The 13,431-nt window shown below is 69.6% G+C and carries 14 protein-coding genes; 1 reads left to right on the forward strand and 13 read right to left on the reverse strand.

From position 1 onward, the window contains the following. The 7 genes from NOCA_RS26115 to NOCA_RS22265 form a co-directional block, all read right to left on the reverse strand. Positions 1-873, reverse strand: coding sequence for a branched-chain amino acid ABC transporter permease (locus NOCA_RS26115; RefSeq protein WP_011757530.1), 873 nt, complete (start codon positions 871-873; stop codon positions 1-3). Between the two features lie 92 nt (positions 874-965). Next, positions 966-2,189, reverse strand: a complete 1,224-nt coding sequence (locus NOCA_RS22240; RefSeq protein ID WP_011757531.1) for an ABC transporter substrate-binding protein — start codon at positions 2,187-2,189, stop codon at positions 966-968. Between the two features lie 151 nt (positions 2,190-2,340). Next, positions 2,341-3,738 carry an amidohydrolase family protein gene (locus NOCA_RS26120; protein ID WP_011757532.1) on the reverse strand — a complete coding sequence of 466 codons (1,398 nt, stop codon included), beginning with the start codon at positions 3,736-3,738 and terminating at the stop codon, positions 2,341-2,343. Between the two features lie 455 nt (positions 3,739-4,193). Continuing rightward, on the reverse strand, positions 4,194-4,985 hold the full coding sequence (locus NOCA_RS22250) for an enoyl-CoA hydratase/isomerase family protein (RefSeq protein WP_011757533.1): 792 nt from the start codon (positions 4,983-4,985) through the stop codon (positions 4,194-4,196). A gap of 19 nt (positions 4,986-5,004) precedes the next feature. Next, a complete protein-coding gene (locus NOCA_RS22255; protein ID WP_011757534.1) occupies positions 5,005-5,223 on the reverse strand; it encodes a biotin/lipoyl-binding carrier protein in 219 nt (72 codons plus the stop codon). 78 nt (positions 5,224-5,301) lie between these two features. Continuing rightward, the gene (locus NOCA_RS22260) at positions 5,302-5,754 is read right to left on the reverse strand and encodes a MaoC family dehydratase (protein WP_011757535.1); all 453 of its coding nucleotides are present in this window, start codon (positions 5,752-5,754) and stop codon (positions 5,302-5,304) included. 6 nt (positions 5,755-5,760) lie between these two features. After that, positions 5,761-6,558 (reverse strand): enoyl-CoA hydratase/isomerase family protein, encoded by a 798-nt coding sequence (locus NOCA_RS22265; protein ID WP_011757536.1) that lies wholly within the window; start codon positions 6,556-6,558, stop codon positions 5,761-5,763. 112 nt (positions 6,559-6,670) lie between these two features. Between NOCA_RS22265 and NOCA_RS22270 the strand changes: the two genes are divergently transcribed. Next, entirely contained in the window at positions 6,671-7,306 is a 636-nt protein-coding gene (locus NOCA_RS22270; protein ID WP_011757537.1) for a TetR/AcrR family transcriptional regulator, read from the forward strand. A gap of 51 nt (positions 7,307-7,357) precedes the next feature. On the opposite strand, the gene NOCA_RS22275 is transcribed toward NOCA_RS22270, so the two are convergent. The 6 genes from NOCA_RS22275 to NOCA_RS22300 are packed head-to-tail and all read right to left on the reverse strand — an operon-like array spanning position 7,358 to position 13,321. Next, complete coding sequence (locus NOCA_RS22275) at positions 7,358-8,083, reverse strand: ABC transporter ATP-binding protein (RefSeq protein WP_011757538.1); 726 nt, start codon at positions 8,081-8,083, stop codon at positions 7,358-7,360. Further along, positions 8,080-8,823: an ABC transporter ATP-binding protein gene (locus tag NOCA_RS22280; RefSeq protein ID WP_011757539.1), complete on the reverse strand. Its 744-nt coding sequence runs from the start codon at positions 8,821-8,823 to the stop codon at positions 8,080-8,082. The genes NOCA_RS22275 and NOCA_RS22280 overlap by 4 nt, the downstream gene beginning before the upstream one ends. Beyond that, positions 8,820-9,785 (reverse strand): branched-chain amino acid ABC transporter permease, encoded by a 966-nt coding sequence (locus NOCA_RS22285; protein ID WP_011757540.1) that lies wholly within the window; start codon positions 9,783-9,785, stop codon positions 8,820-8,822. Before NOCA_RS22285 ends, NOCA_RS22280 begins: the two co-directional genes overlap by 4 nt. Next, a complete protein-coding gene (locus NOCA_RS22290) occupies positions 9,782-10,645 on the reverse strand; it encodes a branched-chain amino acid ABC transporter permease (protein WP_011757541.1) in 864 nt (287 codons plus the stop codon). The genes NOCA_RS22285 and NOCA_RS22290 overlap by 4 nt, the downstream gene beginning before the upstream one ends. Further along, positions 10,642-12,141 (reverse strand): class I adenylate-forming enzyme family protein, encoded by a 1,500-nt coding sequence (locus NOCA_RS22295; protein ID WP_011757542.1) that lies wholly within the window; start codon positions 12,139-12,141, stop codon positions 10,642-10,644. The genes NOCA_RS22290 and NOCA_RS22295 overlap by 4 nt, the downstream gene beginning before the upstream one ends. A 4-nt stretch (positions 12,142-12,145) precedes the next feature. After that, the gene (locus NOCA_RS22300; protein ID WP_011757543.1) at positions 12,146-13,321 is read right to left on the reverse strand and encodes an ABC transporter substrate-binding protein; all 1,176 of its coding nucleotides are present in this window, start codon (positions 13,319-13,321) and stop codon (positions 12,146-12,148) included. Positions 13,322-13,431 lie beyond the last annotated feature (110 nt).

Genomic DNA, 13,431 nt, shown 5'->3' on the forward strand with positions numbered 1-13,431 from the left:
TCAGTGCGCCGCCGCTGGGGATGCGAAGAGGCCCGTGGGCCGGACCAGCAAGATGACGGCGAGCACGCAGACCACGGTGATCTGACCGTAGTTGGGACCGATGAGGTTGACGACCAGCGCATTGAGGATCCCGACGATGAATCCTCCGGCGATGGCACCCCGAACCGATCCCAGACCGCCGATGACCATGGCGACGAAGCCGTTGGTCGTGTAGGCCAGGCCAACTGTGGGCTCGACGAAGAGAACCGGGGAGACGAGCATTCCGGCGACTGCCGTGATCATCGCGCTCACCACGAAGCTGACCACCACGATCCCACGGACGCTGATGCCGAAGGTCGAGGTCGTGTCGGGGTCGTGTGCGGTCGCCCGCACGGCGGCGCCGTACGACGTCCGACGAAGCATCTGGTCGTAGGCGACCATGATGACGACCGCTGCGCCGATCACGATGAAGATCTGGTACGCGACCTTGCCACCGAGCACGTCGACCGCGCCCGCGACGAGGGGCGGCGGCCGAAGCAGCGCGCCTTCGAAGACCTTGGAGTACACGCTCTGCATCGTCAGAGCCACCGCGAGCGTCGAGATGATCCACGCGTAATGGATGCCTGAGCGGTGGATGGGCAGCATGATCGCGCGCTCGCTGACCAGTCCGAACGCGGCGGCTCCGGCCAACACCACGAGCAGGGCGACCCATGCGGGCTGCCCGTGCACCGACTGCATGTAGTAGGCGACCCCGGCGCCGAAGACGAAGTACTCGCCCTGAGCGAAGTTGACCACCCTGGTCGACGAGTAACTGATCGTCAAGCCGAGCGCGATGAGCGCGAAGACACCCCCGAGGTAGAGGGCCTGGCTGACGATCAGGATCTGCGTTCCCACGAGTGGATCACCACCTCTCTTTGCCAATCAGGACGTGACCGGCTGCCGGGTCCAGGTTCCGGAGGGACCTGGACCCGGCATGCCGACTCGACTTACTCGCTTGCGTCCGCCAACGTCTCCAGGTACCAGGAGTCTCCATCGTGCACCCACTGGTAGACGGCGAGCTGCTCCGGATCGTGGAAGAAGTCGTGGTTGTCCGCACTGAACTGGAGCGGGATGCCTGCCGGGTTCTCCGACGCGGGGACGGACAGTCCCTCCCACGCCTCGGCGACCTTCGTGTCGTCGAACGTGCCGGCCTCCTCGACGGCCTTGGCCCAGGCCACGACACACGCCGTCGCCAGTGGGGTCGCCTTGAGCTGGGTGACCCCGCTCTTCGGGCCGGTCTGGACGCCGTAGTCCGAAGTGGCCTTCTTGATGAACGCGGCGTAGGCGGTCGGCCACTCGCTGTCAGGGATCTTCGTCATGTTCAGCAGCGGCTCGGACGAGAACACCGTGCCCTCCGCAGCATCACCCGCGCCGTCGACGAACGCATAGCTCTGCAGGCCATCGCCGCCCACGAGGATGCCGTCGTAGCCCACGTCGCCGGCCGAGATGGCGGATTGGGCCGCGGCGGCTGCGTCAGCGCTGATGTAGATGGCGTCTGCATCCTTGAGCTTGTTGAACTGCGCGAGCTGGTTCGAGGCGTCGGCGTTGTAGAGCTCGGCACCGAGGTAGTCGATCCCGTACTCCGGAGCGAGCTCAGCGAACTCCTTGTCGGTGGCCTGGCCGGTGTCGTCGTTGGCGTACACGACCCCGACCGACTTGACGGTGCCTGAGTCCTGGAAGTACTTCAGCAGGGCCGTGATGAACAGGTTGTTGAACGGGCCCGCGCGGAACGTGTACTTCGCGCCGGCTACCGAGTCTGACGAGTCGACCGAGAGCGGGCAGTTGAGCTGCTGCTTCGCGTCGTAGATCGGGCGAGCGGCGTTGTAGAGGAAGCTGAAAGAGGGGCCGACGATGAGCCCGACCGACGGGTCGTCGCTCAACTCACGGACCGCCGTCACGGTCGGCTGCGCCTGGATCTGGTCGTCACGCGTGATGACCTCGAGCTGCCGGCCGAGGAGTCCCCCGTCCGCGTTGATCTTGTCCACCTGGTATTGCAGGGAGTTCTTGAGGAAGTCACCGAAGTACCCGAAGTCGCCGCTGAACGGCTCGACGATGGCGATCTTGACGGGGCCCGAGTCCGAACCGTCGTTTCCGTCGGAGCCGCCCGAGCCGCAGGCGGCCAGCGCGAGCCCCAGCACGAGAAGGCATACAAGTCCTGACATTCGTTTCATGTCCGCCCCACCTCGAAGTCGATTGTTCCGTGTAACGGAACCTTGTTTCAGTGAGAGAACTTTCGCACCGCCGGGCCGACGTGTCAACACACTCCGACCGCGAAGCTCCGCGGCGCGATCGGGCGCGTCTCGACCGGGTAGGCGGCGGCACTCAGCGCACCCAGCGGAACCGCGACTTGGCCATGACGTCACGACCGAATCCACTGGCGTCCATCACCGTCGCCGAAGCCGACGTGGCCCGGGCCGCGAGCTCCTCCACGTCGTACCCGAGCAGCTCCCCGTCACGAACTCGCTCCTCGCCTGCGACATACACGTGTCGGACGGCCGAGCGGTCATTGGCATAGACCAGGTTGGACAAGATCGTTCCCCGCGGGGCGAGGCTGGGGCGGTCGATGTCGAGGCAGATGACGTCCGCGGCCCGGCCCGGAACCAGCGCACCCAGCCGGTGTTCCTGGTAGAGCGCCCGGGCGCCGTGCAGCGTCAGCAGCTCCAGGCCGAGCTCAGCCGAACCGTAGAGACCGTCTCGCTCCCGGGTCTTCTGCTGGTAGACCGCGAGCTTGGCGGTCTCCCACAGATTCTGGGAGTTGCCCGTGTTGGCGCCGTCACTGCCGAGCCCGACCCGTAGCCCCGCCGCGAGCCAGGACGCCACCCGGCTGATCGGGTCGCCCTCGTGGGCGTTGCTTTCCGGACAGTGGGCGACCGCGACGTCGTGCTGGGCGAGCAAGGGGATCTCGCTCTCCTCGGTCCAGGTCGCGTGCGCGAGCAGCACTTGGGACTCGAGAGCACCGATGTCCGCCATGTACTCGACGAGCAGTTTGCCGTAGCGCCGCTGGGATTCCGCCTGCTCGTCCCGATCCGCTCCCATATGGAGCATGAGCATGAGCCGCTCCGCGGCGGCGTACTCGCTCAGCGCGCGCATCATCTCGGTCGAGACGCGCATGGTGGAGACCGCGGACGGATGCACCGCGATGAGTGGGGAGTCGTAGTCACGTCTGAGCTCCTCGACGCGGGCGATGGCGTCCTCGGGCGCCTCCCGGAAGTCGAGCGGGATGGTCTGCGAGTTCACGGTCTCGTCCGTGCTATCCATCGTGGCGCGCCCGAAGAGGGTGCAGATGCCCATCTCCCGGCACGCCTGCAGCACACCTGCTGGCCGGTCCCGGTGACCGAACTCGTCGCAGGCGGTCGTGGTGACACCCGCGAGCAGCAGCTCGGCGATCGAGCACCGTGCCCCGTCGTAGGAGGCGGGACCGTCGATGACCCGGAGGGCGTCGAACATCTTCGTGCCCATCTCGAGCCGGTCGAGCTCGTCCAGGCCCCCGCGGACGACGCTCAGGCTCAAGTGGTCGTGCGTGTTGACCAGGCCGGGCATGACGACGTGCCGCCCACCGAGATCGCGGACCTGTGTCCAGGGGCGGCCCGTCGGCGCCTCGGACGCGGGCCCGACGTCCCGGACGAGCCCGTCCTCCATCTGAACGTAGCCGTCGGAGAAGACCCGGCGGTCTGCGTCCATAGTGATGACCACGGCATGGGTGAGAAGGGTGCTGGGCATGGCTGTCGGCTCCTGAGGCGGCGGGCGAGCAGACGAGGTTCTGTTCCACTCATCGCAACACTGTTTACCGCAACGAGCCGAGCGGGGTCACGGACCTGGGCCATCGGGCTGGGCGGATACGGCCCGAACCGGTGGGCGACACGATTCGGGCCACCCCGGACCTCCGCCCCAGCACGGGGACGCTCGGTGCCCGAGCGGTTCCCGCGACGACCTCGGTCCCGCGAGCGGCGCCACCCGACCTGCCCGCCATGATCGCGCCACGAGCCACGCTCGTCAGGCCCACGGGCGCCGCCTCGGGCACCGAAAGGCGCCGGACACGCAGAGGGGCGACCGCCGCGCCGGCGCTGTGCGCGACTCGTCGAGCGGCTCCGCGACCGCCCGGGCGGTGCCCGGGCCGTCAGGCCGCGCCGGCCACAGCCGGCCGGCTCACGTCGCCGGGGCGCCCGGGCCCCGGCTCAGTCACCGACAAAGACCGGCTCCCGGCGCTCGAGGAACGCCGTGGCCGCCTCCACACAGTCCGAGGACGCGGTGGCGGCGGCCTGGCGGGCGGCCTCGCGGTCGAGCAGCTCGCCGAAGCCGACCAGCTCGGCGTCGTTCAGGTTCGCCTTCATGCCTGCCATCGCGATCGGCGCCTGGGCGGCGAGCTGCGTGGCGACCTCCAGCACCCGGTCGCGGAAGAGCTCATCGGGCATCACCTCGGAGACCAACCCGATCCGGAGGGCCTCCGCGGCGTCGAACTTCCGGTTGAGCAGACACAGCTCGCGGGCCATACCCGCGCCGACGATCCGCGGCAGGGTCCAGCTGGAGCCGAAGTCTCCGGTCAGTCCGGCCGACACGAACGACGACCGGAACACCGCCGAGCTCGCGGCCAGGCGCAGGTCGCAGGCGCAGGCCCACGAGAGGCCGGCGCCGGCGCACGGCCCGTTCACCGCGGCGATCGTGGGCTTCCCCATCTCGTGCAGCAGCTGGCTCGAGCGGTGCAGCCGGCGCAGGTCGGCTTCCTCGCGCGCCACGTCGACGCCCACGGCGAGGTCGCCGATCTCGCCGAGGTCACCGCCGGCGCAGAAACCGCGCCCCACCCCGGTGAGCACCACGCAGCGGACCGCTGGATCGGCGGCCGCCGTCTCGAGGACCGGCAACAGCTCGTCGACCAGCCCCTTGGTCATCGCGTTGAGCCGGTCGGGCCGGTTCAGCGAGATCACCTGCACGGCACCAACGACGTCATTGAGCACCATCGGCTCGCTCATCGTCCATCCCTCTTCATCGTCACGGTGCCAGCACCACCAGCACGTCCCCCGCCGCGACCTGGTCGCCTGGCGCCACCCGGACCTCCGCGACCAGCGCGGCGGTCTCGGCGTGGACGGGGATCTCCATCTTCATGGTCTCCATGACCAGCAGGCAGTGCCCCGGCTCGACCCTGGCGCCCGGCTCCACCTCGATCTTCCAGATGTTGCCGGGCAGCTCGGCCACGACCTCGTGCCTCACGGCTGCGCGGTCCTGACTCGCCGGACTGTCTCGGTCATGGCCCGAGCGTAGGCTGAATTGACACTGACGTCAAGTTCATTAGTGGCGGCTGACCAGCAGCGGGATCGATCCCGACTGAACCACCTCGGCGCGCTGGTTGATCAGCTCGAAGCGCCGCTCGAGCACGCCGCTGTCTCCGGCGGTGGTCACCCGGGTCCCGAGGATCGTGACCCGCACCCGGACCGTGTCCCCCACGACCACCGGCGCGTGGAACCGCCAGTCGTCCACACCGAGGAGCGCGATCGAGCAGCTCTCGAAGACGCCCAGCCGCGAAGCCAGGCCCATCGCGACCGACATGCCGAGCAGGCCGTGGGCGATGCGCTCGCCGAACCGCGAGGACGCCATGTGCACCGCGTCGGTGTGCGGTGGGTTCGTGTCCCACGACCAGCTGGCGAACCAGACGAGGTCGGACTCGGTGATCGTGCGGCCCTGGCCGGTGAACACCTGGCCCGCCTCGAAGTCGTCGAAGGACCAGGCGTGCGGCGGCTCCATCCGGGATCAGTGGCCGGTGAACGTCGGCGTCCGCTTGGCGACGAAGGCCTCGACGCCCTCGCGCACGTCGTCGCTGCGGTTGACGATCTCGACGGCGTACTCCGCCTCGACGAGGGACTCCTCGAAGGTCTGCTCACGGGAGCGCCGCATCATCCGCTTGGCCATCCGCACCGCGAGCGGCGCCTTCGCGGCGATCTGCGCCGCAAGCTCCGCGCCCCGCTCCTGGAGCCGGTCGTCGGGGACCACCTCGGTGACCAGCCCCAGCCGGTGCGCCTCCGCCGCGTCGTAGACCTCGCCGAGCAGCGTCATTCGCAGCGCCGCGTCGTGGCCCATCGCCCGCGGGAACAACCAGGCGCCTCCCTCGTCGGGGAGCAGTCCGACCCGACCGCTCGTGTCGCCGAGGCGCGCACTCTGCGCGGCGATCCGGAAGTCACAGAGCAGCGCCAACGAGAGGCCGCCCGCGACCGCATGGCCGTGGATCAGCGCGATCACCGGCTTGTCCAGGGCGTGCAGCAGGCGGTGCACCGAGTGCATGCCCTCGCGCATCACCATGCCGTGCCCGAGCTGGCGCTCCTCCCCCTCGACCGCCTCGGCCTCGCTGCGGACGTCGCCGCCGACGCAGAACGCGCGGCCGGCACCGGAGAGCACCAGCACCCGGTCCTCGTCGCAGCGCTGGAAGTCCAGCAAGGCCGCGCCGAGTTGCTGGCACAAGGCGGTGTCGTAGGCGTTGAGCACCTCGGGGCGGTTCAAGATCACCCGCCGGACACCGTCGCGGCGCTCCACCAACACGACGTCATGAGGCATGCTGAGACCCTCCCGTGGACATGACGGGAAGCATAATTGACTTTGACGTCACCTTCAAGCGACGTCTAGGCTCGGGCACGCTCAGTGCCGGCCAGGATCCGAGGGAGGTCCCATGACCGATGTCGATGGCGCGGCCGTCGCGGTGCTCACGCCGCGCGCCCAGCGCACCCGCGCTGCCCTGCTCGCCTCGGCCCGCAAGGTGTTCGAGCGCGACGGCTTCCACAACGCGCGGATCACCGACATCGCCGACGGCGCGAAGGTCGCGCACGGCACGTTCTACACGTACTTCGACTCCAAGGAGACGATCTTCCTCGCGCTGGTCGACGACATGATCGCCGACCTCTTCCACGAGAACGAGGACCCAGGCACCGCGCGCCAGCAGAGCGGGCTGGAGCCGATCGAGCGCCTGGAGCGCAGCAACCGCGAGTACCTCAAGGTCTACCGCGACAACGGCCGCCTGATCGCCCTGTGGGAGGAGCTCGCCACCCACCACGAGGGCGCCAAGGCCCGCCTCGACCAGGGTCTGCAGAAGTACGTCGAGCGCAGCGAGCGCCAGATCGTCCGGCTCCAGGCCGAGGGACGCGCCGACCGCGAGCTCGACCCGCACTACGCGGCCCGGGCGCTGACCGGCATGGTCTACCGGTTCGCCTACTCCTGGTTCGGCCAGGGGCACGACTACGACCTGGACAAGGCCGTCGACAGCCTCACCCGGCTCTGGGCCAACGCGCTCCGGATGGACCAGGACTGAGTCGGACCCCGGCCCGCCGGGCCGGCCGACCCTCGGGCCCGGCGGGCGACCTCAGCCCTGGAAGACCGAGATCTCGGCGAGGTCGGCCTGGCTCAGGTCGTCCCGGTCGATCCGGCCGAGCTTCGCGACCATGCCCCGATCGGCCAGGCGGGCGGCGAAGGCGGTGTTCTGCTCGAGGAGCAGGATGCTCAGGTCGGTCTCCGCGCGCAGCTCGTCGAGGAACCGGGTGACGGTCCCGATCGCCATCGGCGAGAGCCCGAGCGACGGCTCGTCGAGGACCAGCAGCCGCGGCCGGGCCATCAACGCACGGGCGATCGCGAGCAGCTGCTGCTCACCGCCGCTCAGCAGCCCGGCACGGAGGGAGGACCGGTCCGCCAGCCGGGGCACCAGCGCATACATCGCGTCACGCTGCTCTCGCCAGTCGTCCCGGCGCCGGCGGACGAACCCGCCCACCTTGAGGTTCTCCTCGACGGTGAGCTGCGGGAAGACCATCCGGCCCTCGGGCACGTAGACGATCCCGGCGCGCACGGCGTCGCGGCCGACCGGTCGACCGCCGTACTCGACGGCCCCGCCGGCCAGCGGGACCAGGCCGGACACGGCCTTGCCCAGGGTGCTCTTCCCGGCGCCGTTGGCACCGACCACGGCCAGGCACTCCCCGGTGCCGACCGTGAGGGAGATGTGCTCGACGGCGACCGCGCGGCCGTACCGCACGGCGAGGTCGCGCACGGCGAGTGCTGCGGACGTCCGCCGCTCGACTGCGGCTGTGTCAGCGGTCATGTCAGGTAGTCCTCCACGAGGTCGGGGCGCGCCGCGAGCTCCTCCGGGGTGGCCTCGGCGATCTTGCGACCGGCGTCGAGGACGACGAGCCGGTCGACGAGAGCCCGGGTCCGGCCGATGTCGTGCTCGATCAGGCAGATGGTGGTGCCGGCCGCGTGCACCCGACGGATCATCTCGACGACGTGGTCGCGGTCCTCGGTGGCCAGGCCGGCGAGCGGCTCGTCGAGGAGCAGCACCGTGGGCTCGCGCACCACCGCGATGGCGATGCCGACCAGCTTGCGGGTGGCCAACGAGCAGTCCTTGACCGGGGTCTGCCACGAGTCCGTCAGCCCGAGCATCGCGGCCACCCGGGCGACCCGGTCCGGTGCCCGTCCGCGGGTCGCGAGCTCCATGTTGTCAGCGACGCTCAGGTCACCGAAGCCGCCGACGTTCTGGAACGTCCGCACCAGGCCCCGACGGGCGATCCGGTGCGGCTTGACCCCGTTGATCGGCCGGCCCTGCAGCCGGACGTCGCCCTCGGTGGTCGGCATGAAGCCGCTGGCGACGTTGAACAGCGTGGTCTTCCCGGCGCCGTTCGGGCCGATGATGCCCACGCAGTCCCCGCGCCGGACCGTGAGGTCGATGTCGGCGAGGACCTCGACGCCGCCGAGTCGAACGGTGATGCCGTGCAGCTCGAGGACGGGCTCGACGGAGGGTACGACGGAGGGCTCGACGACCGGGCCGGTGGTGGACGTACTCATGCGGGAATCCTGGGACGGGCGAGGAGGGCACGGGCCCGTCGGGCGAGGCCGGCGATGCCGCCGGGCTCGATCAGCGCGATCAGGGCGAGAGCGCCGCCGACGAAGGCGATCCGTGCCGCCGGCTCGATCTCGAGGTAGAGCGGCAGGATCATCAGCAGCAGGACGCCGGCCAGCGCACCGCCGACCGACCGGATGCCGCCGACGATGAGCAGGCTGAGCAGGAAGATCGACTCGCCGGTCGCCATGGAGTCCGGTCCGATGTAGCCGACCATCGGTGCCCACGCGACACCGACGGCGGCCGCCAGTCCGGAGCTGATGCCGAAGACCACGGTCTTGTAGGCGACCGGGTTGATGCCGAGGCCGCGGGTGGCGTTCTCGTCGTCGCGGATCGCGGTGAGGCGGAGCCCCAGGTGGGAGCTCCGGATCCAGATCACGACCAGCAGCACGAGGACGAAGACGGCGACGAGCCACAGCGAGAAGTAGCGGTAGATGGTGAAGCCGAACGGCATGTCCTCGCCTACTCCCCACGAGACCGTCAGCCCCTCCGTGCCGCCCAGGAGATCCGGTGACTTGGCGACGACGCGCACCATCAGCTCGCCGATCGCGAACGTGACGATCGCGAACGACATCCCGGCCGTCCGCCCGACCACGGGCAGGCCGATCACGGCCGCGAACAGACCGCAACCGACCATGGCCACCAGGCCGGCGATCGGGAGCGGCCAGCCCGCGGTCTGGTTCAGCACGACCGAGGCGTACGCGCCGGCTCCGAAGAACGCCGCGTGACCGGCGGGCAGCAGGTTGAGGTTGCCGACCATGAGGTCGAGGCTCAGCACCAGGGCGCCGTACGCCAGGAAGGTGTTGAACAGGACGACCCGGTTGTCGGGGACGTTGAACGCGAGGACCAGGAGCACCACGGCGCAGGCGAAGGCGAGCGCGGAACGGCGCAGGGCGATGGCTCTCATCCGGCTCGGACCTGCTTCCGGTTGAAGATGCCCTGCGGCATCAGGAGCAGCACGACGATCATCGCCGTGAACGTGTAGACGCTGGTCATCGACGGGTCGGCGTACCGAGCGGTGAACGCCTCGACGAGGCCGAGCAGCAGGGAGGCGACCAGGACGCCCATGGGCGAGCCGAGTCCTCCGATGATCGCGACCACGAACCCGGTCAGCAGGTAGCTCATCCCGATCGTGGGGGTGACCGGCGTGACCGAGGCGATGCAGATACCCGCGATCGCGGCGAGGGCCCCGGCGACCAGGAAGGCGTAGAGGCCTACCCGACGGGCGGAGAGCCCGAGCGTGGACGCGGCGAACCGCTCGTCGCCGGTGGCCCGCAGGGCCAGTCCGACCCAGGTTCGCTTCAGCGCGATCGCGGCGACCACCACGATCGTCGCGGTCAGCAGGATCACGACGATCCGCGCCCAGGCGATCTGGTTGTCGCCGGGCAGCCCGAGGGTGCCCTCGATCCGGGGACCGGTGCGCGGGATGGCCGAGAACATCTGGAGGAAGAGGTTCTCGCTGAACAGCAGCAGGCCGAGCGAGACGGCCAGCCCCTGTAGGTGGTCGCCGATCGTGAAGACGAAGCCGAGGAGGTAGATGACGGCGGAGACGCCGACCGCCACGGCGACGGCCAGCGGGATCGCGAGCGCCGTCGGGAGCAGGACCACGAACCCGATCAGCGAGTACGCGCCGATCGTCACGAACTCGCCGTGGGCGAAGTTCAGGATGTGGGTCACGCCGAAGGTGATCGTCAGGCCCAGGCCGACGAGCGTGTAGAGGCCCGCCTGCATGAGGCCGAGCAGGAGGGTCAGCAGGAGGTCGCTCACCCCGTCGCCTCCAGGACCCGCTTGACCTCGAACCGCTGGAGCTTGCCCATCGAGTTCCGGGGGAGCGCGTCGACGATCGCCAGGTCGCGCGGGACCTTGTACGAGGCGAGGTGCTCGCGGCAGAACACGCGCAGGCCGTCGAGGTCCAGGTCGGCGCCGGTCTCGAGGACCACGACGGCGACGATCTCCTCGCCCCACTGCCGACTCGGGCGGCCGATCACGACGCACTCGTCGACGGCGGGGTGCTGGCCCACGACCTTCTCGACCTCGGCGGCGTAGACGTTCTCCCCGCCGCTGATGATCATGCCGTGCTTGCGGTCGATGATGATCAGGCGACCGGCCTCGTCGAACGTCCCGATGTCGCCCGAGAGGATCCACGGTCCGCGGCGGGTGTTCGCCCCCGCGGTCGCCGGCGAGAGGTAGCCGATCGAGGCCGCGAGGGTGCGGATTCCGACCTCACCCCGCTCGCCCGGCGCGCACGGCTTGCCGTCGTCGTCGAACACGGCGACGTCTGACCCGACGGTGTTGTAGCCGACCGTGCCGCGGCGGACGGTCTCGCGGGTCTTGACCTCCATCGTCGCGAAGCCCGCCTCGGTCCACCCGTAGGTCTCCTGGATGGTCGCGTTCGGGAACATGTCGAATGCCGCCTCGACCAGCTCGACCGCGGCCGCGGCTCCCGAGGTCATGATCGAACGCGCCGCCGGCATCGGCTGCCGGCCACGGGCGACCCACTCGTCGTGGATCATCTGGGTCATCGACGGCACCAGGAACGCGAACGTCGAGCGCTCGGCGAACTCCTCGTAGGCGGTGGCCGCCGAGAACGACGGCATGATCCGGACCTCGCCACCCATCAGCCAGGTGGCCAGCGCGAAGCTCGAGTAGGACATGTGGAACAGCGGGCCGGGGACGAGCGTCCGCTCGTCCCACTGGATCCGCAGCTGCCACCCCCAGCGCATCGTGTTGACCACCCAGTCGTCGTTGCGCACGGCGGCGCCCTTGGGCAGGCCCGTGGTGCCGGACGTGTAGAACACGACGGCCACCCGGCTGCCCCGCTCGGGATCGGCGATCAGGTCGCGGTCGCGGCTGCCCGCCACGACCGTGTCCGCGTCGACCACGCGCACGCCGGCGTCGGCGATCCGCCGCGCGACCTCGACGTACTCGCCGGCGGCCAGGATGGTTCGCGCCTCCGAGTCCGCCAGGATGTGCTGGAGCTCGCGGTCGGCGAGCCGGTTGTTGAGCGGCACCGCGCCGACCCCGCCGCGCTGGCACGCCAGGTAGGCGGCCAGCGCGTCGAGGCTGTTCGGCAGCAGGGTCGCGACCATCGGTCCGTGGACGCCGGCCTCCGTGTCGGAGACCGCGTCAGCCAGGTCGCCGATCCGGTCCCAGAGCTCGGCGAACGAGTACGTCGTCGTCTCCTCGCCGAGCACCGTCGCCGCCACCTGGTCGGGGCGACTGCGGGCGACCATGCCGACCATGTCGGCCAGCGTGTAGTCCATTGGGTCACCGCCCCCCGAACGACACGACCTCGCCTTGCCCGTCCCGGAGGATGCCCAGGCCCATCGGGCTGGTGTTCAACCCGGCATCGTCGAAGGAGAGCTGGACCACGCCGTCGTACGACGAACCGCGGAGCGCGGCCGAGATCGCCTCGACGTCCGTGGTGGTGCCGGCCTTCTCCATCGCCTGGATCAGCATTCCGACGTAGTCGTAGTGGACGAACGGGAAGTAGGTCATCTGGCCGTCCGGGACGTCGTACGCGTCGGTGAACTTGGCGATGAACTGCTCCTGCTCCTCGTCGGCCGGGTACAGCGGGTCGGCACCGAGCACCAGCCAGGTATAGGCGTCGAGCCCGTCCTCGCGGGCGACGCCGGGCTGCGCCGAGATGCCCCGGGTGATGTAGACCTGTGGGAGTCCGGCCTCCGCGGCGGCGTCCATGATCGCCGCAGCCGTGCTGTCGTTGTTGTAGCCGATGAAGATGCCCTGGACGTCGTCGTCGATGCGCTGCACGATCGGCGCGAAGTTGGTCGACGTCGGGTCGTAGAACTCGGTCTGCGAGACGGTGATGCCGTTGTCGGCGAACGACGCGGCGTAGCCCTCGGCGAGCGCCTTCCCGGTGTCGTCGTCGGTCATCAGCATCGCGATGTCCTGCACGTCGCCGAGCTGTTCGGCGGCCGCCGGGATGTAGCCGTCATTGACCATCGTCTGGTCGTTCGGCGACAGCCGGAAGAACGGGCCGTCCTTGCCGGCGTAGGCGTCCATGCCGGTCGAGACCGACAGCATCATCACGTTGCCGGCGCGCTCGACCGCGGTCGCGGCCGGCGGGACTGCGGCGGCCATGTCGGGCCCGAAGACGAACTTGGCGCCGAAGCCGGCGATCAGGTCCTGGGCGAGCGAGGCCGACTTGTTCGGGTCGCTCGCGAGATCCACGGCCTTGTAGTCGATCGTGCAGTCCTTGCCGTCGACCTGGAAGCCCTCCTTGTTGGCGTCCTTGATCGCGAGCTCGATCGCACGCTCGCCGTCACCGCCGAAGGCCGCGGCGGCGCCGGTCTGGCTGAAGATCGAGCCGATCTTGACGACGCAGTCGCCGCCGGAGGCACTGTCGGCGTTGGCGCCGCAGGCGGTCAGGGATCCGAGGACGAACACGCCGGCCACGGCGAGAGAGAAAGGCGATCGAGACACGATGGGCTCCTGCTGAGGCGTTGGTCGTGCGCCGGGCACGCACGGCTGGGACCCAGATCACACCATCAATATGATTCCGACGTCAACTTCAATTCAGTATTGAAGCTGAC

This window comes from Nocardioides sp. JS614, assembly GCF_000015265.1.
Lineage (GTDB): Bacteria > Actinomycetota > Actinomycetes > Propionibacteriales > Nocardioidaceae > Nocardioides.